This window comes from Paenibacillus sp. 32352 (assembly GCF_002042965.1).
Lineage (GTDB): Bacteria > Bacillota > Bacilli > Paenibacillales > NBRC-103111 > Paenibacillus_S > Paenibacillus_S vulneris.
In genome coordinates this window covers 26,409-50,017 of the sequence record NZ_MZNT01000011.1, presented here as the reverse complement: position 1 = coordinate 50,017, position 23,609 = coordinate 26,409, and the positions used below count along the sequence as shown (strand labels likewise).

Annotated in this window: 21 protein-coding genes; 7 read left to right on the top strand and 14 right to left on the bottom strand. The window is 50.9% G+C overall.

The window, feature by feature from the left end; all coding sequences use genetic code 11:
* Positions 1–82 precede the first annotated feature (82 nt).
* Both B1728_RS23725 and hrpB read left to right on the top strand, forming a co-directional pair.
* Positions 83–310, top strand: coding sequence for a 3-dehydroquinate dehydratase (locus tag B1728_RS23725; RefSeq protein WP_079912907.1), 228 nt, complete (start codon positions 83–85; stop codon positions 308–310).
* A gap of 185 nt (positions 311–495) precedes the next feature.
* Positions 496–3,021, top strand: a complete 2,526-nt coding sequence (hrpB, locus tag B1728_RS23720) for an ATP-dependent helicase HrpB (RefSeq protein ID WP_079912906.1) — start codon at positions 496–498, stop codon at positions 3,019–3,021.
* 119 nt (positions 3,022–3,140) lie between these two features.
* Here the strand turns inward: hrpB and pckA are convergent, their stop codons facing one another.
* The 7 genes from pckA to B1728_RS23685 all read right to left on the bottom strand — a co-directional run bounded on the left by pckA (position 3,141) and on the right by B1728_RS23685 (position 10,704).
* Positions 3,141–4,721 (bottom strand): phosphoenolpyruvate carboxykinase (ATP), encoded by a 1,581-nt coding sequence (gene pckA, locus B1728_RS23715; RefSeq protein WP_079912905.1) that lies wholly within the window; start codon positions 4,719–4,721, stop codon positions 3,141–3,143.
* Positions 4,722–4,757: 36 nt separating this feature from the next.
* On the bottom strand, positions 4,758–4,943 hold the full coding sequence (locus B1728_RS23710; protein WP_079912904.1) for a GapA-binding peptide SR1P: 186 nt from the start codon (positions 4,941–4,943) through the stop codon (positions 4,758–4,760).
* A complete protein-coding gene (gene gap, locus B1728_RS23705; protein ID WP_079912903.1) occupies positions 4,916–5,956 on the bottom strand; it encodes a type I glyceraldehyde-3-phosphate dehydrogenase in 1,041 nt (346 codons plus the stop codon). Before gap ends, B1728_RS23710 begins: the two co-directional genes overlap by 28 nt.
* Before the next feature lie 217 nt (positions 5,957–6,173).
* A complete protein-coding gene (locus tag B1728_RS23700) occupies positions 6,174–7,391 on the bottom strand; it encodes an MFS transporter (RefSeq protein WP_079912902.1) in 1,218 nt (405 codons plus the stop codon).
* Positions 7,392–7,438: 47 nt separating this feature from the next.
* On the bottom strand, positions 7,439–7,897 hold the full coding sequence (locus tag B1728_RS23695; RefSeq protein ID WP_256865476.1) for a MarR family winged helix-turn-helix transcriptional regulator: 459 nt from the start codon (positions 7,895–7,897) through the stop codon (positions 7,439–7,441).
* A gap of 150 nt (positions 7,898–8,047) precedes the next feature.
* Positions 8,048–8,827: a sugar phosphate isomerase/epimerase family protein gene (locus B1728_RS23690; protein ID WP_079913120.1), complete on the bottom strand. Its 780-nt coding sequence runs from the start codon at positions 8,825–8,827 to the stop codon at positions 8,048–8,050.
* 80 nt (positions 8,828–8,907) lie between these two features.
* Positions 8,908–10,704 carry a glycoside hydrolase family 36 protein gene (locus B1728_RS23685; RefSeq protein ID WP_079912901.1) on the bottom strand — a complete coding sequence of 599 codons (1,797 nt, stop codon included), beginning with the start codon at positions 10,702–10,704 and terminating at the stop codon, positions 8,908–8,910.
* Between the two features lie 254 nt (positions 10,705–10,958).
* Between B1728_RS23685 and B1728_RS23680 the strand changes: the two genes are divergently transcribed.
* Together B1728_RS23680 and B1728_RS23675 are read left to right on the top strand one after the other, a co-directional pair.
* Positions 10,959–11,846: an AraC family transcriptional regulator gene (locus B1728_RS23680; protein WP_079912900.1), complete on the top strand. Its 888-nt coding sequence runs from the start codon at positions 10,959–10,961 to the stop codon at positions 11,844–11,846.
* Positions 11,847–11,948: 102 nt separating this feature from the next.
* The gene (locus B1728_RS23675; RefSeq protein ID WP_079912899.1) at positions 11,949–12,416 is read left to right on the top strand and encodes a DinB family protein; all 468 of its coding nucleotides are present in this window, start codon (positions 11,949–11,951) and stop codon (positions 12,414–12,416) included.
* An 86-nt stretch (positions 12,417–12,502) separates the two neighbouring features.
* Here B1728_RS23675 and B1728_RS23670 read toward each other — a convergent pair whose 3' ends face one another.
* The 6 genes from B1728_RS23670 to B1728_RS23645 all read right to left on the bottom strand — a co-directional run bounded on the left by B1728_RS23670 (position 12,503) and on the right by B1728_RS23645 (position 19,051).
* Entirely contained in the window at positions 12,503–12,877 is a 375-nt protein-coding gene (locus B1728_RS23670) for a cupin domain-containing protein (protein WP_079912898.1), read from the bottom strand.
* 26 nt (positions 12,878–12,903) lie between these two features.
* On the bottom strand, positions 12,904–15,111 hold the full coding sequence (locus B1728_RS23665) for an alpha-galactosidase (protein ID WP_079912897.1): 2,208 nt from the start codon (positions 15,109–15,111) through the stop codon (positions 12,904–12,906).
* Between the two features lie 173 nt (positions 15,112–15,284).
* Positions 15,285–16,001 (bottom strand): DUF2238 domain-containing protein, encoded by a 717-nt coding sequence (locus B1728_RS23660; RefSeq protein ID WP_079912896.1) that lies wholly within the window; start codon positions 15,999–16,001, stop codon positions 15,285–15,287.
* Between the two features lie 179 nt (positions 16,002–16,180).
* The gene (locus B1728_RS23655) at positions 16,181–16,720 is read right to left on the bottom strand and encodes a GNAT family N-acetyltransferase (protein ID WP_079912895.1); all 540 of its coding nucleotides are present in this window, start codon (positions 16,718–16,720) and stop codon (positions 16,181–16,183) included.
* 22 nt (positions 16,721–16,742) lie between these two features.
* Positions 16,743–17,378 (bottom strand): VC0807 family protein, encoded by a 636-nt coding sequence (locus B1728_RS23650; RefSeq protein WP_079912894.1) that lies wholly within the window; start codon positions 17,376–17,378, stop codon positions 16,743–16,745.
* Between the two features lie 329 nt (positions 17,379–17,707).
* Positions 17,708–19,051 carry an ABC transporter substrate-binding protein gene (locus B1728_RS23645; protein WP_079912893.1) on the bottom strand — a complete coding sequence of 448 codons (1,344 nt, stop codon included), beginning with the start codon at positions 19,049–19,051 and terminating at the stop codon, positions 17,708–17,710.
* 423 nt (positions 19,052–19,474) lie between these two features.
* On the opposite strand from B1728_RS23645, the gene B1728_RS23640 reads away from it, so the two are divergent.
* Positions 19,475–20,236, top strand: coding sequence for a DeoR/GlpR family DNA-binding transcription regulator (locus B1728_RS23640; RefSeq protein WP_079912892.1), 762 nt, complete (start codon positions 19,475–19,477; stop codon positions 20,234–20,236).
* Positions 20,237–20,348: 112 nt separating this feature from the next.
* On the opposite strand, the gene B1728_RS23635 is transcribed toward B1728_RS23640, so the two are convergent.
* Positions 20,349–20,939: a biotin transporter BioY gene (locus B1728_RS23635; RefSeq protein ID WP_079912891.1), complete on the bottom strand. Its 591-nt coding sequence runs from the start codon at positions 20,937–20,939 to the stop codon at positions 20,349–20,351.
* A gap of 96 nt (positions 20,940–21,035) precedes the next feature.
* On the opposite strand from B1728_RS23635, the gene B1728_RS23630 reads away from it, so the two are divergent.
* Together B1728_RS23630 and B1728_RS23625 are read left to right on the top strand one after the other, a co-directional pair.
* Entirely contained in the window at positions 21,036–21,857 is an 822-nt protein-coding gene (locus B1728_RS23630; RefSeq protein ID WP_079912890.1) for an ATP-binding cassette domain-containing protein, read from the top strand.
* Complete coding sequence (locus B1728_RS23625; RefSeq protein WP_079912889.1) at positions 21,854–23,578, top strand: ATP-binding cassette domain-containing protein; 1,725 nt, start codon at positions 21,854–21,856, stop codon at positions 23,576–23,578. The genes B1728_RS23630 and B1728_RS23625 overlap by 4 nt, the downstream gene beginning before the upstream one ends.
* Positions 23,579–23,609 lie beyond the last annotated feature (31 nt).

Below are 23,609 nucleotides of genomic sequence, written 5' to 3'. Positions count from 1 at the left end.
AAATTGTAAAACTTTTTTAATGTTATTTTAATAATCGTAATATATCCTATTTACATATCCAATATTAGGTTGGTGATTATTGATGAAACTATTTATAACTGTCCAAAACAAAACCGTACCTGTGTACACCGATGAGAAAACAAATAAAAAGTTTAACTTATTGAAATCCGCTTTGGAATCCAAGGTAACCAAAGGAAGAAAAGCGATAAAAAAATGTCTCGACTCCCTTATCAGTATCGAAATCGTTGGCTGTGAAGCTATTCTTCATTCCCTCAACGAACGGGACTCGCTGGCATTGTCTCTCTATTAAGAGATTGGCGTACAGAAGCTTTATTGATCATTTCATCCATATTGCCTCTGTCTATGAAGGGCCTGTAAAGGGCCCTTTCTTTCTGCTCCCCTCTACCCCACCCCGCTCTTCACTTGTTCCCCTTTTCCCTTATCGTATACAATAGAATAATCTATTTGCTGTTTGTCTAAGGAAGAAGTGAATCTATGAATCGGTTACCTATTGAATCCATATTACCTAAACTACAAGAAACGCTCCGTTCCGGTCCTAACGCAGTGCTGGTAGCCGCGCCGGGCGCAGGGAAAACAACCCGGATTCCGCTTGCTCTGTTGGACGAGCCTTGGCTTGCCGATCGCCGCATACTGATGCTCGAGCCCCGCAGGCTCGCAGCCAAATCAGCGGCAAGGTACATGGCCGCCAAACTCGGGGACAAGGTCGGCGGCACCGTAGGTTACCGGGTACGGCTCGATAGCCAGGTTAGCTCCGAAACCCGTATCGAGGTTGTGACGGAAGGAGTGCTAACCCGCATGCTTCAAGCAGACCCTGCATTGGAGGATGTCGGCATCGTTATTTTCGACGAATTTCATGAGCGCAGTCTGCACGCCGATACCGGCCTCGCCCTGTGCCTTCAATCGCAATCGCTGCTGCGCGACGATTTGCGAATATTGGTCATGTCCGCGACATTGAATGCGGAGCCCGTCGCCAAGCTGTTGAACGATGCGCCGATTCTCGTCAGTGAAGGCCGCAGCTTCCCCGTGGAGACACGGTTCTGGAGCCGCAGCACGGAGGGGAGGATCGAACCGTCGGTCGTCCGCTGCATTCTAAGCGCATTGGAGCATGATCCCGGCGATCTGCTCGTCTTCCTCCCGGGGGAAGGTGAGATACGGCGCGTTGAAGCTCTGCTCCGCGAGCAAGGCTCGGCATCACGCCAAGCAGTGAGGATTGCTCCGCTCTACGGAAGCTTGCCGCAGGAAGCCCAGGATGCGGCGATTTCGCCGTCCCGGCCTGATGAACGCAAGGTTGTTCTGGCCACCTCGATTGCCGAATCGAGCTTGACGGTGGAAGGCGTGCGCATCGTTATCGATGCTGGCCTTATGCGTGTTCCCCGTTTCTCCCCGCGCACCGGAATGACGCGCCTGGAGACGATCCCCGTCTCACGCGCTTCCGCGGATCAGCGCAGGGGACGTGCGGGGAGAACCGCGCCGGGCGTATGCTACCGGCTGTGGACGGAGCAGGACGATCGCAATCTCAAGGAGCATAGCGCACCTGAGATTGCCGAGGCGGACCTCACGCCGCTCGCTTTGGAGCTGGCGCAATGGGGCGTAGCCGATCCGGCCGAGCTCAGCTGGCTGGACCTGCCCCCTTCCGCCGCGTTCTCGCATGCCCGCGCTCTGCTCCAAGGCCTGGGCGCGCTCGATGCGAAGGGAGGCATTACGGAGCATGGCAAAGCCATGGCGGAGCTGGGCCTTCACCCGCGCCTCGCTCATATGCTGCTCAAAGCCATTCCTATGCGGCTAGGCGTACTCGCCTGCGAGCTGGCTGCGCTGCTGAACGAGCGCGACATCCTGAGAAATGAAGGCGGAGCCGGAAAAAATGCCGACATGAGGCTGCGTGTAGAGGCGCTTCGCAAAGCAGCCTCCGTGGAGAGAACCATGGAACCCTACCACGAAGGGTTCCGAATCGATCTCGCGGCGTCCAAGCGGGCGATCGCGGAAGCAAATCAATGGAAACGGATGCTGAAGCTGCCGCAAACCGCATCACAAGGTGACATCGAGGCATGCGGCCTGCTGCTGGCGCTGGCTTACCCGGACCGGATCGGCCAGCGCAGACCGAATGGCCGCTACTTGCTGCAAAATGGGCGCGGGGCTGCATTTCAAGATATGCAGCCTTTGGCTTCCTCTCTCTATCTGGTCGCGGCGGAGCTGGACGATCAAGGGTTAGAGAGCCGGATCCATCTTGCGGCCCCGCTGGAGCTAAGCGATATGGAGCAATATCTGAGTGAGATGATCGAACAGGAATCCACCGTAAGCTGGGATTCCTCCACCCAGGCCGTACGTGCACGTAAACGGCTTCGTATCGGGGCGCTTGTCCTCAAGGAAGTTCCAATTCCTCAGCCTGATCCCGATGCCATGCTCACGGCCTTGCTCGATGGCATTCTCCAGGAAGGCTTGTCCCTGCTTACATGGACCAAGGCTGCAAGGCAGCTGCAGCAGCGAATGTGCTTCATGCACCCGGTAGATTCTGCATGGCCCGATGCTTCGGATGAAGGCTTGCTGTCCAAGCTTGATGAATGGCTGGGGCCGCACCTGTACGGACTGAAGAACCGGGGTGACCTGGAACGGCTCCATTTGGCCGATATACTGGAATCGTGGCTTACCTGGGAACAGAGACGGGAGCTGGATACTTATGCTCCGACTCATATGGTCGTCCCTAGCGGTTCACGAATTCCAATAGACTACACCGATCCGGCAGCTCCATTGCTCGCAGTCAGGCTTCAGGAAATGTTCGGGCTGACGGAGACGCCCTGCATAGGACGGGGCCAGGTTCCGCTTACTCTGCACCTGCTGTCTCCCGCCCATAGACCCGTGCAAGTAACAAGGGATTTGTCCAGCTTCTGGTCCGGCGCCTATTTCGAAGTCAAGAAGGATTTGAAAGGCCGTTACCCCAAGCATTATTGGCCTGATAATCCCCTCGAGGCTATGCCTACGAATCGAACCCGTCCGCGCGGCTAATCCAAGAATATGCTAAAAAAACCGGTATGCGAAATGAACGCATAGACCGGTTTTTTTGGTTATTAAAGCATTATGGCTTACTTGCTGAAAAGAATGCCTAACGAATATTAGTAATGTGATTACTCCGGCTTAGGTCCTGCGCCGCGAATCGCTTCCGAGGCATCGGCAAACTTCTCGAAGTTGCGGATGAAACGGGATGCAAGCTCGCGTGCCTTGGCATCATAGGCCTCAGCATCGGCCCAGGTTGTACGCGGCTGCAGCACTTCGCTTGGCACTCCCTCAACACGGTCGGGAATACTGACTCCGAAGATCGGATCCGGTGTAAACTGAGCCTGCTCCAGGCTACCGTTTAAAGCGGCCGTTACCATGGCTCTCGTATAGCTCAGCTTCATTCTTTGACCAACGCCATAGCTTCCTCCGGACCATCCTGTATTGACAAGATAAACCTTCGCTTGATGCTCATCGATTTTATTGCCGAGCATCTCTGCATAAGCGCTTGGACGAAGCGGCAAGAACGGCGCACCGAAGCATGAGGAGAACGTAGCCTCCGGTTCGGTGACTCCTCTTTCCGTACCTGCAAGCTTCGAAGTATATCCAGACAGGAAATGATACATAGCCTGCTCCTTCGAAAGCTTGGAGATCGGAGGCAGCACCCCGAACGCATCTGCGGTCAGGAAGATAATGACTCCGGGATGGCCCGCTGTTCCGGGGATAAGCGCATTTTCGATGAAGTCAACCGGATATGCCGCCCGCGTGTTTTCCGTTAACGAATTGTCCGAGTAATCGGCCTCACCGGTCTCGGCATCCAGAACTACATTTTCAAGCACCGTTCCTTTTTGGATGGCTGCCCAAATTTGCGGCTCTTTTTCCTTGGTGAGACCGATACATTTAGCATAGCAGCCTCCTTCGAAATTGAAGACGCCGCGGCTGGACCAGCCGTGCTCATCGTCGCCGATCAAGCGGCGGTCAGGGTCGGCGGACAAGGTCGTTTTGCCGGTACCCGAGAGCCCGAAGAACAAAGCAACATCCCCGTTTTCCCCAACATTGGCGGAGCAATGCATAGGGAAGACGCCTTGGAAAGGAAGCAAATAATTCAATACGCTGAAGATCGATTTCTTCATTTCTCCCGCATACTCGGTTCCACCGATCAGGACGACCCGGCGCTCGAAGGATACGACGATGAATGTCTCCGAATTCGTTCCATCCAACTCCGGCTCTGCCTTGAGTCCCGGCATAGCGATAACGGTAAATTCTGGCTTATGGGCTGCCAGCTCCTCCTCCGTCGGACGAATGAACAGCTGACGGACAAACAGATTGTGCCAAGCACGTTCGTTAATCACCCGGATCGGAAGACGATACTCTTCGTCTGCCCCTGCGAAGCCGTCAAAGACGAATAGCTCGCGATCTTTCATATACTCCATTGCCTTGGCGTACAGCTTCTCAAAATGAACCTGTGACATTGGCTGATTGACGGCTCCCCACGCAATATGCTCCATAACCGACGGTTCTTCCACAATGAATTTATCTTTGGGAGAACGTCCGGTATATTTGCCCGTTGTTACTGCGAATGCCCCGGTTGAGGCAAGCTGACCTTCCTTGCGAAGAAGCGCGTGTTCAATCAACGCATCGGCTGAAGCATTTCTATGCATAGTTCCCTTGGTCAAAGGGGCCGATTCTGGAATAAGTTCATTTATTTTCATAGGGTCATGGATCCTCTCTTAGGTGAATATGATCGTTTATAGGGAAACAGCTTTCTCAGGCGGTATTCCGACCGGCAGCTTTTCCTTTTCCTTGCATTGTGAATGATCGCATTGGCTATAATAAGTCACGACGTTTTCGGTATCGACGGTATCAATAATTTCTCCGCAATGCTTGCAAATAATAACTCCCAACTCTAAAGAACGGCCATAGATGTTTCGCATGCTTCTTCCACCCTTTCGCCTACAGTTTGAGTTAATTCTATAACACGGCAGGCATAAGCCCACTCATTGTCATACCATGCCAACACTTTGATTTGATCCCCGGATGCCATGACAGACAGGCCGTCGATGACTGCGGATTTAGAGCATCCGACAAAGTCGACCGATACAAGAGGCTCCTCCGAATACCCGACATAATGGGCAAAATCGCCGTTTGCAGCAGTACGCAGCACCTCTCTTACCTTTTCCAGCTCAGCGGGATGGGTTACTTGCACCGTGAGATCGATTAAGGATACATCCTGCGTAGGAACGCGAACGGATAGCCCTTCGATATGAGGTGCCAAATGCGGAAGTACGTCGACCAGCGCCTTCCCAACGCCTGTTGTCGTCGGAACGATCGACTGGGTGCATGCCCTGGCTCTTCTTAAATCCTTGTGTGGATTATCCAAATGGTTCTGATCGGATGTGGAAGAGTGAATCGTTGTCAGCCACCCGCTCTTCACTTGGAATGCCTTATCGAGTATGGCCAGTACCGGTGCCACACAATTGGTCGTGCAGGATGCAGCGGATACAACAGTATGCTTGGCAGGATCATATAAATGATCGTTGACTCCCATAACAACCGTCAGATCCATTTGCTTGCCGGGCGCCGTAATGACCACGGAAGAGGCACCTGCTCTCAAATGCTTGTGAGCGCCTTCGCGATCATTGAATTTACCGGTAGCATCGACAACAAGCTGAACGCCTAGCTTTGCCCATGGAATTTGCTCCGGATCCCGTTCATACACTACCTGAATCGTATGCCCGTTGATCACCAAAGCTCCGTTTTGAATCGAAATTTGCGCCTCCCATGTTCCATGGACCGTGTCGTACTTCAATAGATGTGCAACCGTTTCCACCGGATAAATGCTGTTAATCGCTTTCAGTTCGATGGATGGTACGGGGCTGGAGCAAATTCTTCTCACCAATAGTCTGCCGATTCTTCCCATGCCGCTAATGCCTACACCTGCTGCCATGTTCTGCCTCCTTGTTAATGAGCATTACTTCTATATATGGTATATCACATTTGAAATTATGACGCAATATATAATCGATAAATTGTATTATAATCACGATAAATTTTATTTATAGCGTCATAATAGCAACAAAAAAACACCCTAATTCTCTCCATCTGCTTTTGTCAAAGGAAAGTCAGGGTGCTGCTGCAATTTGCTTCTATATTTTATAGCTTGGTTATAGCTTGGAAACCGTCTGTCTCCTCTTGGAGCCAATCACATGCGCGGCATAAAAAATCAGGAACAGAAGCATACTGACCGCTGAGACTCGATACATCCCGGCATACCCTGTTCCGGCAGCGACAAAGCCCAGGCAGACCGAGCCGATGGCGATGCCTAGATCGATAGAATTATAGAACATACCGGTTGCCGCCGCGCGTCTTTCCGGTGCACTGCGCTGAATAGTCCACGCTTGCAGCGACGGCTGCAGCATGCCATAGCCGATCCCATAGCAAAACGCCGAAATAACCAAAAGCGTCATACCGGAAGTATAAGACAACAAGAGTAGGCCGATTGCCGTAAATAACGCTCCGGGAGGCAGGACGGCAGCATGACCTTTCCGGTCGAACAGCTTGCCTGAAAAAGGACGGACAACAAGAACCATTACTGCGTTAAACAGGAAAAACCAACCGACATTTCCCAGGGAGACCTCTTTCCCGAACAGAGCAAGAAAGGTGATAAGTCCCCCGTACGTGACGGATAATAGAAGATTCAAGCCGCAGGGGAACAAGGCGCCGCTTTCCCAAACCCCGTTCTTTGTTTGAGCTTGTCCTGAAGAGGTATTTCCTGCAGAGGCTTGACCTCTGTCCGTCTGCTTCGCCGGAAACTGGATAAAAGCCGCCAGCGGAAAGACGACCAGAGCTAGTACGGAGGTTACGCTGATTAGCGTATTGAAGCCGTAAGCATTCAGCAGCCACAAGCCGATAACCGGAGCTATGGACATCGATAAGCTTGTCGATAAGCCGAAATAGCCCATGCCCTCTCCCATCCGATGTTTAGGAATAATCTCCGATACTAATGTCCCGAAGGCTGTACCCGCAAGAGCAAAGCCGATGCCGTATATGACGCGGAGAACCAGCAGCGCACCCAAAACATGCATAAAGGCATATCCTGCGGTAGAAACTGCAAATATGATAAGTCCGATAAACATCAGACGCTTTTCTCCAAACATCGCAAACAATTTGGCTGCAAACAATCGCATAACTATCGCCGATATGGCGAACAGGCTGATCACGAAGCTGATCGTGGTCCCGCTGCTCCCGAATTTGCTTGATACATGAGCCGGAAGCGACGGGGTAATCATCTGGATATTTAAATAGACGCATAAGTTACATAATGTCAGAAAAATAAAATTCATCGTCCAAAGTCTGGACGACGATGATTGTGTTGTGTTCATGTAGTTGTATGTTCCCTTCCTGTCGTTCCATTGTTGTATCGTGCTGATTATTTGTCTTGAACTTGTGAGTCATGAAGCTGTTCAGCAGTCCTGCCGATCTGAAGGAGCAGCTGCTTTAACAGCTCCAGCTGGGCGTACGGAATGTCTCCCGCAGCGTCTTGAAGCGCCTCTATCTCAATAGGAACGAGCTTCTCCGCAAGCTCTTTGCCAAGAGGGGTCGAATAGACGCAAAAGGATCTGCGGTCTTCGGCATTCATCTCTCTGCGAACATATCCTTTTCGCTCCAAAACATCGAGAATCCGGGTTGTTGTAGGCGGATCCTTGTCAGCCCGGGCGGCAAGCTCCTTCTGACTGATTCCGTCATTGCCCTGCAGCCGGCACAGGATGGTCCATTGCTCCGGCGTTATGTTATAGGGCTTGAATCTCAGCAGCAGCAGCTGAGACATTCTCCGGTAGGCTTTGCCAAGCAAAAATCCGAACGACGCGTCCAAATCATAAAATGGCAACTCGGTTCCTCCTTTCTTCCTTATATTTTAATTGTTATAACAATAATATCAAAAACAACTAATTTCCGCAATTGGATTATTGTTAACCCGAGGCAAAATCAAACCCCCGCCTGCTTCAATGAAGCGCACGGGGGTTATTGGTACAATCTATTACACGTTGATAAGACCTGTCTTTTGCAAATTATTAAAGCTGATGGCCAGGCTCTCGAACGGATTGCGGCCGTAGCACTGATCCTGCTCTACAGCGCCCCATTCGACTCCAATTTCATTGCAAGCGGTCAAAATGCTCTTGAAATTCATATTGCCTTCGCCAACCTCGGCAAAGCGCTGTTCGCGGTCGCCCATAACGGCCATATCCTTCAAATGAACAACCTTCATTCGGCCATTGACCTTGCGAATCCACTCTACCGGGTCCGCTCCGCCTGCTTGTACCCAATAGACATCCAATTCGAAATCAAATGCTGAAGGGTCCGACTCTTCAAATAAAATATCCATGCCGGTCCGTCCGTCGAATTTGGCAAATTCAAAGCTATGATTATGATAGATGAAGGTTAACCCAGCCGCCTTGAGCTTTCTGCCGATTTCAGAGGCTATTTTTGCAAATTCCGCATAGCCTTGAGCGCTTGTCCGGTATTCCTGCGGCAAGCCGCCTAAGCCAACATATTGGCAGCCCCACAGCTTATGCTTCTGGATGACGCTGTCCAGATTGTTCGCCAAGTCCTGATAACCGATATGCGTAGCGCAAATGGCCAGCTGCTCGCGGTCCGCCAGTTCCTTCAAGGCCTCATTATCGATGGGTCCTACTCCGGAAACCTGTACGGCATTGTAGCCGATCTCTTTTACTTTCTTCAGGGTTGAAGCGATATCTTCCGGTGTTTTCAGAAACTCTCTTAACGTATAGAGCTGCGCTGCAATTCTCAATCGGGACATCTCCATTCATTATATAATGAGGGCATTTTAGTTCAACTTCAATTTACCACAACCGCTTACATTGTTCTACCATAACTTCCCTAAACGGATACTTTTGAAGGATAGAATACAAGTACGCGCCCGGAATGACCCGGCATGTCGGTTAAGGTGAGCTGATCCCTGTGCAAGCCGAGCTCCTCTCCTGTCCAGAAATCCTCCAGCCTGCCTGCTTGATCAAGACGGATCGTCAGCGTTGTCGCCGTTTCGCTCCAGTTAAACAGACAGAGCAGCTGCCGGTCCGGCTCGTAAACTCTGCCTATCCGGAAGCTGTCATCATCGAACCGGGCCGCAATGTTGCGTGTGGTCAGTGCCTTTTTCACGATATCCATATTGCTTGCGGACATCGTAGACATATCATCCCCGGACAGCACCATACCGCCGGACGCAATAATGTATGCCGCATGAAAACTAAACTCCTCCGGTGTAATCGTAGATAGTCCATGGCGTACAGTACCATCGGGATCAACAAGCTTGATATTGCGGTTCTCAAGCACCAGACAATCCGGATCATTGACCCACAGGCGGTTATGCTGCCAGTTCCGGGAAAAGCCCTCGGCGGCGAGCAGCGCAAAGACAGGCCATTTCCGGGCGATATCCCCGGTTACGCGCATTCCGTGAACGGTTCCAAGCGACGGCCACATTGGAGCGTTGCAGCCCAGCAGGAAGCTGTCGTGTCCCGCCCCTTCCAGGACAGCCTCCATCCCCATGCGGTACGCTTCCACTTTCGTTGCTTCGGGAATATAACGGCGGCCGCCGGGGAGTGCACCCCACATGTTCGCGTCCAGCTTAAAGTAATGGCAGCCCCACTCCTCACGCATCGTCCGGAATACGTGCCGCAAATACTCCCGCGCCTCGGGATGCGTACCGTCAAGCATATACCAAGGACCATGACGCCAGCCTCCGAATGAAATCTTGTTGGAAGCGAGCGGCTGTCCGTCCTCGTCCTGTATAAACCAGTCCGGATGCTTCTGAAACAATGCCGATTCCTGTTGGGCGATGAACGGAGCGACCCAGATGGCAGGCTCAAAGCCTTCGGCCTTAATTTGTTTGCACAGCTTTTCCATATCGCTGAACGATTTGCCGGGAACAAGCCAATCTCCCATGTAGGCTTGATAACCGTCATCGATTTGAATGTACTTCAATTGAGGCGCCTGCTCACTTATTGCCTGCAGGTTATCGAATATATTTTGTTCGGTCACCTGAGGGCCGAAGCAGTACCAGGAGCACCATCCGTTAGGAGCACCCGGAGTTTCCAATCTTGGATGATTGGCCTCCAGCTCCCGACCGAATTGTTCCAGAAGCGTTTCCCTGTCCGTTCCTTCGAATATGGCGAAGCTTTCAAGCTCCCAGCTCTGACCCGGCTCGATAATCAGCTGCTCGCCGTCCAGCACCACCTCGAAATGACCGTCTGCCAATCGGATTTCACCTGTATAGCAGCTGCAGGAAGTAAAGCCCATCAGCACATGGCTTGAGGCGGACGGTGACAGCAGTACAAAGTTGTAGGCGGTAAAGAACCCTTCTGTTGCCGGAAGCTTATAATGCTTTCGGTCGTCAAACTTGCCTATAAGCCCCGGTTGCGCGATCGTCCCTCCGTACTGCGAAAGCATGCTGTAGCCTTCACCGTAAAACTTGGTGTCGCCTGTATATGGCCATCCACCCTTAAATAAAACCATTTCTTTTACGGATACGGGAGTTAGACCTTCATTGACAAGAAGAAACTTAGCGACATGGCCGTCCCATTCGGTTAAGATGCGGGTTTGCTCGCTAATTCGACCGTCCGCCTCTCTTACGAACGAGGAAGCTTTTTGAATAAAATCAGTAGTTTGAGCAGAAATCATACCTATGAACACTCCATTGCTTTAATTTGTTTTATTTTCGACTTTCGGGCGATACGAACCTCCCCTGCCTGGCAGGAATGATATCGAAAACATTATAGCAATAGAGGCAAAAATAATATTTATCCTGGAGTCCATGATTTGCACGATTGTAGGATAAAATATTGTCAAATGGGCGGTCTCGTGATAGCCTAAGCCTAACAACGGATGGTAATCGATAACCATACGGCTTTAATCGGATCCGGGAGGCGCCTCAATTGAAAACCAGCACCGCTGCATTGACTGAAATCCGCTCGCGCATTCTCAGCGCCAATTTTTTTCCGTTCAAACCGGGACAAATCGTAGGTCCCCGGCTGCCGTACGTCCACATCTTCATCTGCATTACGGCAGGCAGTGGAAGCGTCCGGATCGGGGATAGAACATGGCAGGCTGAACCGGGAGACTTGTACTATGTCGCTCCCGGTGAAGCTCATTTGTTCATCGCGGAGCAAGACGATCCGATGGTTCATGCATCCGTCTATGTGGATCTTCTTTCTCCTTCCACCCCCAAGCAAAAAGGAGACAAAAAACTTAACGAGCACAATCCCTCTCTGTATGACCTCTCCTTATGCGCCGACAGAGTGGAATTTAGTGAAGGCTTTACTTTGCCGGTTCACACTCGTCTATCTAACCGTCCTGCGTGGATGGAGCCTTTTTTTACCGTTATCGAATCCTATTTCGACGCGGCCGTCGGCAGCGATCTGCTGCTGCGTTCCTGCTTTGAGTCTTTTCTTGTCCGTTATATTCAGCACACCTTGAAGCCGCAGAACACGTTCTACGATCCGAGGGTTGCCAGAATGATCGAATGGCTCGGGGAAACCGACGCCACCAGTGCGAACGTCGGAGAGTGGGCCCGGCGGCTTGGGATCAGCACGGCTTACTTGTATGAGCTGTTCCATAAGCAGACCGGAACCAGTCCGCAGAGCTACCTGCTCCAATGCAAGCTGGATAAAGCCAAAGCGTATTTGCGGGAGACCAATATACCGGTTACTGAAATTGCAAGCCTGCTCGGTTTCTCCTCCATTCATTATTTTGCGAGACAATTCAGCAAATACGCACAGGAATCAGCTACCCAATACCGTCAGCGGTTTCGGGGGTTTGAATAAATGTCTTGCACTTTGCCGGCTCTAATGATCCGCATGGTTGTACCATGGCGCTTCGGACATAGTATAATAGGGAGGAATTAGAAATCCCACTGGAGGTTGAGCATGAGAGAAGAATTCGTCTTTTCATTGATTACCCGTACCAGAGACAAGCTTTTGAAGCAGGCGGAGCAATGTCCGGAGCAGCTGCGCTCGACGATCCCCGAAGGCTTCAATAACAGTATTTTGTGGCAGATGGGTCATGTCCTTACCGTAACGGATGCCTTGGTATTCGGTATGTCGGGACATCCCATCGAATGCCCGACGACTTACCGCTCGTTCTTTGGCAACGGGACGAAGCCCGCGGATTGGACGGAATCGCCGCCTGCCTGGGAAACGATCCTGGAAAAGTTGAAAGCGCAGCCAAACCGCATCCAGGCAGTTCTATCCGGCAAGCTGTCCCAAGGCATTGCAAAGGAAAACTTCATGAAGGCCGAAACTATCGGCGAGCTCCTTGTCTTCCATGTCATGCATGAAAGCACTCATTCCGGCATGGTAAGCGGGCTGCTGAAGGCATTGAATCGTAAGCCATAGCCTGTTGGATCGAACGGATACAACCCGTGATCGCAAAAAGTCCTCATTCTCCAATTGTGAGATGAGGACTTTTAACGCTGGTTAGTTTATTCCTGTTGTTCTTCCAATTGATTTTTATGCCGCGTCGGCCCCGCATGAACCCATAGGGTCACGACAGGGTCTTCCGTGCTGGAAATCAGATGATGATCCTCGCCGGGCTCGATGACAATAATGTCACCGGTAACCACCGGGTACATCACTTTATCGACTTCCATCTGCCCCTTGCCCTGTGCGATGATGAATACTTCACAATCCTTGTGCACATGATAGTCTCTTCCTTCGGGACCATCATTCGTATGAGTGCGATGGCCGGGCTTCTCGAAGGCCAGGCCCCCCGTACATAAATATTCTCCCGGTAAAATCCCTTGGAGAAAATGTCCCTCCCTCGTATCCTGCAGATCCGTCAAACGGTACTTTTTCATATCGATTCCTCCCGTGAATAAATGGTTTATTTGGCCGTCAAGCGATACAGGCGACTGCGGAAGTCCCCTTTCCACTGGGGCAGATTAAGCCCTACATGCAGCAACTCGTCCCCGCCGAACAGAAGTCCATCCGCTTCCTGCGTTCCGTCCTCCTGGACGAGGTAGTCCAAGTTCGGATTAAGACCCTTCAATCGCAGCTTCGTTAGCGGCGCATTCGGCTTCGATAATACCTGGAAGAAGGCGACCAGAGCGGAAGCTTGATCCTCGGATACAAACATCCACGCCGTCTCGTTTCCTTCAAAAGGATTTAACAGCCGATAAAAATCGCCAAACTGGATTAATGGCCGCAGCTCCTTGTACAAGGCAATCTGCTGCTTCACCATCTCTTTGTCCTTCTCGGTGAACTTGGTCAGATCCAGCTCGTAACCAAAGTTACCTGACATGGCTACATGGCCGCGCATTTCAATCGGAGTTACCCGGTGAACCTGATGATTCGGTACCGCCGATACATGGGAGCCCATGGAGCTGATCGGATAGACGATGCTCGTTCCGTACTGGATCTTCAGACGCTCCACGGCATCCGTGTTATCGCTCGTCCAGGTCTGGGGCATGTAGAACAGCATCCCCGGATCAAATCGGCCGCCGCCGCCGGAGCAGCTTTCGAACAAAATGTGCGGGAAGGCGGAAGTGATTCGCTCCAGCACTTCATACAGTCCCAGCATATAGCGGTGGGCAGTTTCTCTTTGCCGCTCGGCCGGCAGCAAGGCGGAGCCAATCTCCGTCATGTTGCGGTTCATATCCCACTTGACATAATGAATCGGACAGCTGGCCAAAATGTCGGACACGACCTTGATAATGTACTCGCGCACATCCTTGCGTGAGAAATCCAGGATCAGCTGCTGGCGGGCCTCCGTACGTCTGCGTCCCGGAACGTGCAGACACCAGTCCGGATGGGCGCGGTACAGCTCGCTGTCCGGAGATACCATCTCCGGTTCGAACCAGAGCCCGAACTGCAGACCGAGCTTGTTGACCCGGGCGGCCAGATCTTCAAGTCCCTGAGGAAGCTTGTTCAGGTCGACGAACCAGTCCCCGAGCGAGCTCTTGTCGTTATCCCGCTTGCCGAACCATCCATCGTCCAGCACGAACAGCTCCAACCCCAGCTCTTGTCCTGCTTTGGCGATTTCTTCGATTTTGTCCGCATTGAAGTTAAAATAGGTAGCCTCCCAATTGTTGACGAGCACGGGTCTGGACTTGTCGCGGAATTCTCCCCGGCACAGGCGAGTACGATACAGCTTATGGTAGGTTCTCGACATACCCCCAAGTCCGTCGGCGGAGTAGACAAGCACAGCTTCCGGTGTCTGGAATGATTCTCCCGGCTGCAGCAGCCAGGAAAAGTCGAACGGATTAATCCCCATCACTACCCGGGTTGTACTATAGGGATCGATTTCCGCTTGGGCAAGGAAGCTGCCGCTATATACAAGACTGAAGCCGTAAGCTTCCCCGTGATCCTCCGTCGCATCCTTCGAGAGCAGGGCTATAAACGGATTGAGCGAGTGGCTGCTTGCCCCCCGGCGGCTTTCAATGGATGTCCCTCCACTCGTCAGAGGACGCCGCTCTATATGTCTCTCTCTAGCCCAGGAGCCTGACAAATGGAGCATATCAAAATTCGGATGGGGCAGATCGATTCCCATGCTTAACGCCCGGAGAAGTCTGAGCTGACCGCTGCCTTCATTGTAAAAGCGGACAGTACGGGCAACGGCGTTATAATCACGAAAAACCGTATAGCTAAGGACGGCTTTCAGCCCGATCAGCTTGTCCGTCAATACGATATCCAGACTTTCCGCCTCATCGTCCTGTTCGACGTAAGTCGCAGGGAGCCCTTCCAGCTGCGGCTTGCCCGGATAAATCCGATGGGATTCATAGACGAGCTCGCTCACTGTCGTCCCGTTGTCCAGTTGAACCTGATAGGCCGGAACTCGAAAATCGCTTCCTCCATAACCTGGCAGCTCCTGCGGCAAAGTATCGAGGGACAGACTAAGATCATTAGGGTCCGTAGAGGGGGAGAAGGAACAGCGCTTGCGGTTGGCCAGCAATCCGCCAATGTTGGTGCCTCTTACTCTGCTGCCCCAATGGACGTGTGCAATATATTTCGATTTGATGATCTGTATTAGATAGCTTGCATTATGGGCTTGTAGATGAAAGGTTTGCGTCGTTGTGTCAAAGCTTATGCTCATGGCTACCTCCAATGATAGATATACCCAACATTATAGTACTTGCCTATGAGCCCGAATATGGACAAAACCCACTTTCATATGGAGAAATTTCGTTTATTTATACTTACTCCGGCACGACAAAAAACCGGGCTTATATAAAGCCCGGATCATCCCCGCTAATCCTTCTATATTAGTCACCTTGCTTTTACTCTCATTCCTGAGTGCCGTTCTCCATCATCCGCCAGCTCATCATCCTCACGTTGAAAGAAGCGGTAACAAACCATCCAACCGATGCCGATCAAGGAGCCGATGAGCGCCATCAACATATCCTTCTGTGTATCCAGCACATCTCCCTGCAGCCCCAGGTACTGCTGCCCCAGCTGAGGATTGGCAACAAAACCTACCACCATCTCCAGGATCTCGAATATCGCACTGACCGCCATGATGACAGTAAAAGCAATAGCATGGATCCAGATCAAACGTGTTTTAGCTAATCGAATCAGGATATCCTGCAAAGGATAGACCATCAGAAGCCCGAAGGAAAAGTGAACGATCCAATCGGAGACCCCGTGCTCGGAATGAAAGGTGTTCTTGTACCAGAAATCAAGGGGAGCATATTTATAAGCGTAATGGGCTCCTGTCAGATGCAGCATCAGGTAGACCGTTATAAGAAGGTGCGAAATATTGCTAAACGTAAAGTGCTTATACATAAAGGCAATTACCACCGTTACTATAAGAGGAAGCGCGCTTTCAAGCAGAAAGTCCGTCATATCGACCGGATGAACCGCCATCCATATCCAGTACAGAACAAATACTGTGATAAATAAATGCAGCGGCCAATTTTGGGCAAACGGGATCTGATGACTCTTCCAAATGGACGATCTTGGCAATACTTCAGAAGAACGCGGCATCTAAGAGCTCCTTCCCGGCATCAGCTGGTTTGTTTTGTTACTCTTAGATTGTCCGGCTGAGTTCCTGTTTATGCCAATGACGAATAATCAAATCGATCCGCTCGGCCCGACGATACGCGGGCAAGTTATTATCCAAGTGAAAAGCATCTACGATGCTTTTAAATAAAAAGAGCCCCGCCTTAGTAAGGACGAAGCTCTGAGGGTATCATTTTCTCATATACATGAAACGGATGCTTCCGGAACGGGTACCGCACCTCTCCAATTCGGTTATAGCCTGCCTTCTCATACATTCCTACGGCTGACGGATTGGCCGAGTACGCGTCCAGACGAATGCTTGTGTAACCCTTCTTCACCGCTTCTGCTTCCGCAAACAGGAGCAACTTCTTGCCGATGCCTCTCCCTTGATAATCCGGACGAACCGCCAATCGGTGAATCACCATCCAACTGCCGGACGGATCCTGCCAAGGCAGTCCCTCGAATGCCGTGTCCTGCTCCTCATTCACTGCTACAGCTCCAATCCACTGCCCATCCTTCCGGATTCCATATAAATGTCCGTTGAGCAGATCGTTCTGGAACACCGGTTTGGTCGGATAATATTGGTCCCACTGATCGATGCCTTGCTGCCGCATATGGCGGGTTACATCATTATATAATTCCGTTATGGAATCCAGCTCGTTATCTCCGATTTGCTCAATTTGCATGTCTTGCCCGTTCCTCATTCCTCTCTCCCCCTCCAATGGATTAAATTGCTTTACCTGCTTTGATCGCGTGCAATCGGACCTTGGAATGCTTCCGGTACAGAGCGGTCCATAAGATTGTGATTCCGATAAAGCCGTAGAAGACGAGATTCGATACCGCCAAAAATTGAGCCGTTGTCAGTTCATACACAAGAAGGATCCGCACTCCTGCCTCAACAAGCAGCATGCCGCCCCATACAGCCGTCATTAACCGAACGACAAAGCGAAAGTACGAGTAATCCCAATTCGCGGCAAAGGCCGACTTCTCATGCGTGCTGTCTTGAACGGTGAACCTCATTGCCAAGTGATAGATTAACGGTTTTCTGAACAACAGGGATACCAGGAACAGAAGCCCTACAGCAGCGGTAATGAAGGATTCCCGAATGAGCAGCAGCTTCTCGTTTCCGCCCAGCGCGATAAGTCCGATCCCCAGCAAAAATGTGAACAGCATCATGCCGCCGAACACATCCAGCTTCTTATGCTTAGCCAAATGAAACAGGTTATCTGCCATTGGCACTACGGTAGCAATGGATAATGCCGCGAAGCTCGACATGGTATTGGACAGCCAAATATACAATACGTAAGGAACTGCACCATTAATGAGCAGCGTAACTAAGATTCCTCTCAAAACTCGTGACATAAGATCATTTCCTCCCATACTAATCGTCTATTCATTCATCGTATTCGCTTTGGCATAACACATTCTATGCTAGCTTCCATTCCTTCTTGTAAATCTGTCCTCCTACTTCTGCTGTACACCATCGGTATTGCACCCATCGTACTAATGACTTTTGCATTACCGACCGTCGGTTTGTTTATAAACTAATAATAAAATACCTACCGTCGGTATGTCAATGGGTTTTTCCCGACTTTAGCAAAATATTATGTCAATGATTATCGCTAAACCGCACAATGAAAAAAGGACCTCCCCTGTAAATCAACTTAGGAGATGTCCTCTGTTACGAATGGCTATTTGGCAGCGGCTTTCATTTCTTGTATGTATTTGTCCGCCTTGTCATTGGCTTCTCTTAATGCAGTATTAATATCCTTGCCGTCGTTAACCATCGACTTGATCCCTTCCTTTAAGAAGCTGTAGGATTTCACGTCATAAGCCGTCGCTTCTGGTAATGGCGCAGGCTTCACAGCGAAAATACCGAGCAGATTTTTGCCGTCATACAGCTTGGCATCTGCAGCAAACTGATTACGGATAGCCGGATCCTTCAATATGGATAATCGGCTGCCCGATCGGTTCATGGCCGTCTGGGCCGCATCGCTGATCAAGCTTTGGATTACGGCATAGGCTGCTTTGGGGTGCGGGGTATTAGGAGGAACCATCGCCAGATGGAAATCAATCTCTCTTCCTAAGCCAGGCCGGTCATCCATGGAAGGGAACGAGACAACATCCCAGTTAAAATCCTTGCCCGGCTCCTTCAGCTGCGGCAATCGCGCGGTCAATGCGGAAATCCAGTACGGAAACATCGCCACCTTCTGCTCCTTCAGGAAGGCATCGATACCATACGTATACTTTTTCTTGGAGTCGACAATGCCTGGAATTTCGTACAGCTGCTGGTATAGGCCGAACACTTTTTTATAACCGTCGGAGGTCAATACCGCCTTCTCCTGCTTATCGTCCACTACAGGAAGTGAGTAAGCGCGGGTTAAGGTCTGGGGATCTCCCATATCCAGGCCGATATATTGGTTGCCTTGATCTGCACGAGTAACCTTGCGGGCCAGCTCCAGGATTTGGTTCCACGTCATCCCGTCTTTGGGATAAGGAACGCCGTATTTATCGAAAATGTCCTTGTTATATGCAAGCACACCGTAGTTCATGGCATAGGGGACTCCGTACAGCTCGCCTTTTTTGCCGAAGCTTTTCATGACGTTGACTGCTTCCGGTTCAAAACGGCCCATGTCGATGCGCTGGCTTTTTACGAAATCGTTCAAATCCGTGCCGAGGCCCATTTGCAGCACATCATGCAAATAATAATTGCTTGTGGCAATAATATCAGGTACCTCGCCTGCGGCTAGCATTTTATCGAGGTTGGTTCCTTTAATAAGCTCCAGAGTAATGTTCGGGTATTTGGCACGAACCGGCTTGCTGATAAGCTCCTCCAGGTCGGCATCACTAAGGATCCCGGCATTATGGGAATAAAATCGCAATGTCACCGGTTCATTATTGTACAGCTCTTCTACGGCCGGATTGGCCGTCTCTGAATTCGGCTTGACCTCTTTACCGGTACTGCAGCCGGTCAGCAGGACGCCGCCTGCCACCGCTGTTATCGCTAGTAGTGAAACAGCTTTTCGTTTTCTCATATCAGCGCCTCCACGAAAATAGTGTTGTTATCAAGCAAGCTTCAACTTATTTCGTTCTATCCTGCAACTGTATGTCTGACCGGCTGCCTTGCCAAAATCCCCTGCAAAGTGATGCCACGGCCCCGAAGCTGATTCTGGCACCTTACGGGGAGCCTCGAAATATTTCATTACTGTTATGTAAAAAAACTGGTTACCCTGCCTCCTTTCTGTATAACGAGCGAATACAAACAATATATGTTTGATTGTGTTCGTTTTAATTCATTTTATATACGTTTTTCTTTTGTTGTCAATGCGTGAAATGTTAAGTTTTTCTTGACACAGCTCCTTTTTCTCCATAATCTAAAAACATGTAAACATTCTAAAACGATGTATAGGACCGATAAATGAGCATTTTCGAAAATGGAACGAAAGGAGGCGTCATTCTTGTTAGCAGCTGAACGTAAAATGCGTATTGTTGAGCTTGTAAAGCACCAGCACGTCGCAACCGTATCCGACCTGGCCAAAGAGTTCCAGGTGCATGAAGCCACGATACGCAGGGATTTGGCGGAGATTGAGCAGGAGGGGCTTCTGAAGAGAACCCATGGAGGAGTCATTGTTGACAAAGGAGCGAATATCGAGCCGTCCTTCTCAGAGCGGGTTAGCGATCAATTGGATCAAAAAGCGCGTATCGGGAAAAAGGCGGCATCCCTTATTGAAGACGGGGATCATGTGATTATCGATTCCGGCACGACGACGATTCACATTGCCCGCCATCTGGTTAACCGAAACAACATCACCGTTGTGACCAACGATATCAACGTGGCTGCCGAGCTCCGGGACTCCCAAGGGATCACCGTTATCGTGACAGGCGGCACGCTCTATCATTCCAGCTTCATGCTGAACGGCATGTACACGGACGCGCTGTTGAAGAGCCTCCACGTGCAAAAGGCATTCATCGGCACGCCGGCCATCCATCCGGTTCACGGCTTGACCCATCCGGAGGCGCAGCTTGTTCCTACGAAGCAGAGCATGATTCAATCGGCTCAGGAAATCATCGTTGTCGCCGACGATACGAAGATCGGCAAGGTCTCTCTTCATACGGTAGCCCCGATCAACAGCGTGCACACCTTCATAACCGGGTCGGAGGCTTCCGAATCCCAGATGAAGCTGTTTAAAGACTCCGGGGTTCACCTGATTACCGTTTAATAGCATCCGCGAGCCAAAAAAAAGAAACGGCTCTTTCGCAAATGCTGCGAAGGCCGTTTTTTGACATTGGTTTTTTTCTTCGAACAATGCTGCCATTGGTGTAAAAACCTTTTTATTTCGCTGAATGAGCACCTGGCCTCACTCCAACGATTCGTGATGCCGGGAAAACTTGACGTATCGGAACGAGAATCACCGCTGCTAATGCGGCCTTCACGGCATCTCCGGGCAAATAAGGATAGCATCCCATAATCATCGCCTTTTGCAGGGAGACTCCCGCTTTATGGGCGAGCCACGGAACCCCGAGAAGATATAAAAACAGCGAACCGCACAGCTCCAGAATCAAAAACGTCATGACAAAGGTTAGAGGTCCGCGTCCTTTCACCCGCTTCACCAGCCATCCGATCAACAGTGCGGCAAACGGATACGCCCAGATAAAGCCTCCGGTCGGACCTAGCAGCAGGGCAAAGCCTCCGCTCCCATGCAGCAAAGGGATTCCTAACGCTGTCAAAACGACGACCATCGCAACGCTTATAAATCCGTATAGCGGTCCGAGAATAGCCCCGGTCAGCATGACAACCAGATTCTCCAGGGAAATGGGAATCGGAGTGAAGCCCAGATGAATGTTCAGATAGCTGGATACGACCAGCAGGGCTCCGAACAAAGCGCTGAAAGCCATGCCTCTAGTAGTAATTCCATTTTTCATTGCAAACGCTCCTTTTATTTGTTAACCTATGTACGAGTGATTAAGTTGACAATTGCATTTTAGCACAAACCTTTCGGTTAGAAAAGAGTAAAATGAATGAATGAAGCCATTATTCTATCTCTTGAGCAAGTTTCATGCACGGTTCCCCAACAAGATTCAGAGAAAACAATCCTTCGGGATATCCATATGCAAATACGCGCCAAAGAATGGGTAACTATCGTCGGCACAAACGGCAGCGGCAAAAGTACATTGGCCAAAGTGCTGGCGGGTCTTTATCCGGTTGCCGGCGGCACCTTCACCGCATGTATTTCCGGCAACCCGGCAGCGCAGCTCGTCTTTCAAAATCCGGATACCGCCATCATCGGAGAAACGGTATTTGAAGATGTTTGCTTCGGCTTGACGAATTTTGGAGTCAGCGGCCCTTCGTTGGAGGAGCTGGCCATGAAGGCTCTTGATAAGGTCGGGCTCGCCCCCCTCGCCCATGCAGCCTCTTCCTCCTTGTCCGGGGGACAGAAGCAGCTGCTGGCCATAGCGGGATGCTTGGCGGTTAGCCCCTCCGTCTATATTTTTGATGAGGCTACTTCTATGCTTGACCCGTTAGCAAGGCAAACTATTTTAGATCTGGCTCATCAGCTTCACGCCGAGGGGAACACGATAATATGGATTACGCAGCTGCTGGATGAGCTAAGGGGCTCAGATCGCGTTATTGGCCTGGAAGAAGGAAGTATAGTGTTTGACGGCCCTAGCCGCGAATTTTTTTATGGCTTGCCGGACGGCGGTCAGAGTCCTTGCGAACGATTGGGATTTGCTCCTCCTTTCACCGTTCAGGTCGCCCGGCGATTGATAAATCGAGGCTGTGGGCTAAAGTCCAAGCCCTTAACTCCGGATGAACTGAGTAATGCGGTGAGAGCATTATGACCATCAGGCTCGAAAATGTCACTGTTGTGTCGCCAAAGGAGGACCGGCATCCGATACTCTCAAGAATGAATCATCAATTTCTTCCTGGGACCATCACGCTTGTCATAGGCCAAACCGGTTCGGGGAAAACAACCCTGCTGAATGCGCTGGCAGGGCTGATTCCTTTGACATCTGGCTCCATATCGTATGATGACGAGCCGCTTTGGAGGGGGCACCGATTGAACCGTGAGTCCCTTCTTCAAACGGGACTTGTATTCCAATATCCGGAGCGTCAGCTGTTCGCCGACAGTGTCAGGAAGGAATTTTCGTACTCTTTGAAGCATCTCCGTCTTTCCAAAGAGGAAGAGAATAGTAGAATAAGAGAAGTGTTAGAGCAATTAACTCTTCCTGAATCCATCCTGAAGGAGTCCGTCTTCTCCTTATCGGACGGCTGGAAACGAAAGGCGGCTTTGGCCGCCACTTTAGCCGCGAGACCCCGATGGCTGCTGCTGGATGAACCGACCGCAGGGATCGATCCGCCGAGTATCGAACCGTTATTGAGAGCTATACGCAACCATCGGAACCAAAGCCTCGGAGGAGTCGTCGTAGTCAGCCATGATCTGGATACGTTCCTGCCCATTGCCGATCAGGTCGTCATCATGCGCCGCGGGATGCTGGAAGCTGTATTGGAGCCGAAGGATCTGTATACGGATCCATCCGTCCTGCTTAAAGCTCATATCGGGCTGCCAACCTCAATGCAGCTTGCCGTAGAGTTGGAGGCCGCGGGGATCCAAATCAGCGATCGAAGGCCGATTAGTGCAGACGAAACCGCCGATGCCCTATGGGAAAGCTTGCGGGAGCAATCCATTAAGCCTGCGGGAGGTCTTCCTGCAGGTGAGCCGGCTGTAAAGGCCAGCGACTCTCTGGAAAGAGAGGATCACCAGCGATCCCATTTGGCACCGGACAAACAAACCGCTAGCGGTGTCCATCTGCTTCATCCTATTGCCAAATGGCTGTTCTATGTTGCGGTATCGTCAGGAATTTTGATTCAGAGCCATTGGCCCGGCGTGCTGGCTTCATGCTTATTAACGGCGGGTATTGTTGCGGCTGCCAGAGCATCCATGCAGACTCTATACAAAGCGGGAAAAGCCTTTGCAATCTTTATCATGATCTCCAGTATCATTTCCGGTTTGCAGATCTCCGCTGCAGATTCCTGGTGGCACTTCCAGAGCATTTCTTTTTCGATAACAGCTGCATCCGGTACGACCCGTCAGCTAGCGGTATTTTTCCTGGTGCTGCTGACCGGAGTCGCTTTTGCCTCCAGCACCCGTATAACCATGATGCAGCGCGGCCTGGAGCAGGGACTATCGTTCCTGGAGCGGTTACGGGTTCCTGTCTCTGTATTTACGTTCTCCGCTTCCCTGCTGCTGCGGTTCATCCCGCTTATCGGGAAGGAAATTGAGCGCATGTCCTTCATCGTCAAAGCGCGCGGGAAATCTACCTCCAAGCAAGGGGCGCTTCGTCTGCGCGATGTTCCGGTATTTATGATCCCTCTTCTTCTTGCCATGATGAAGCATGCGGAGGACCTGTCCATGGCTTTGGAGGCCCGAGGGTATAAGCTGCGGAGGCTGAATAACTCCACTAAGGTTCCTATCCAGTTTGCACGGAAGGATTGGCTGCTTGTAGGAATTGGGCTTGTATTGTTTGGTGCGTTGTTTGTATTGGAGAGGCTGTTAGGTTGATTTGTGCTGTTATAGTGAGAATGAAAAAAAG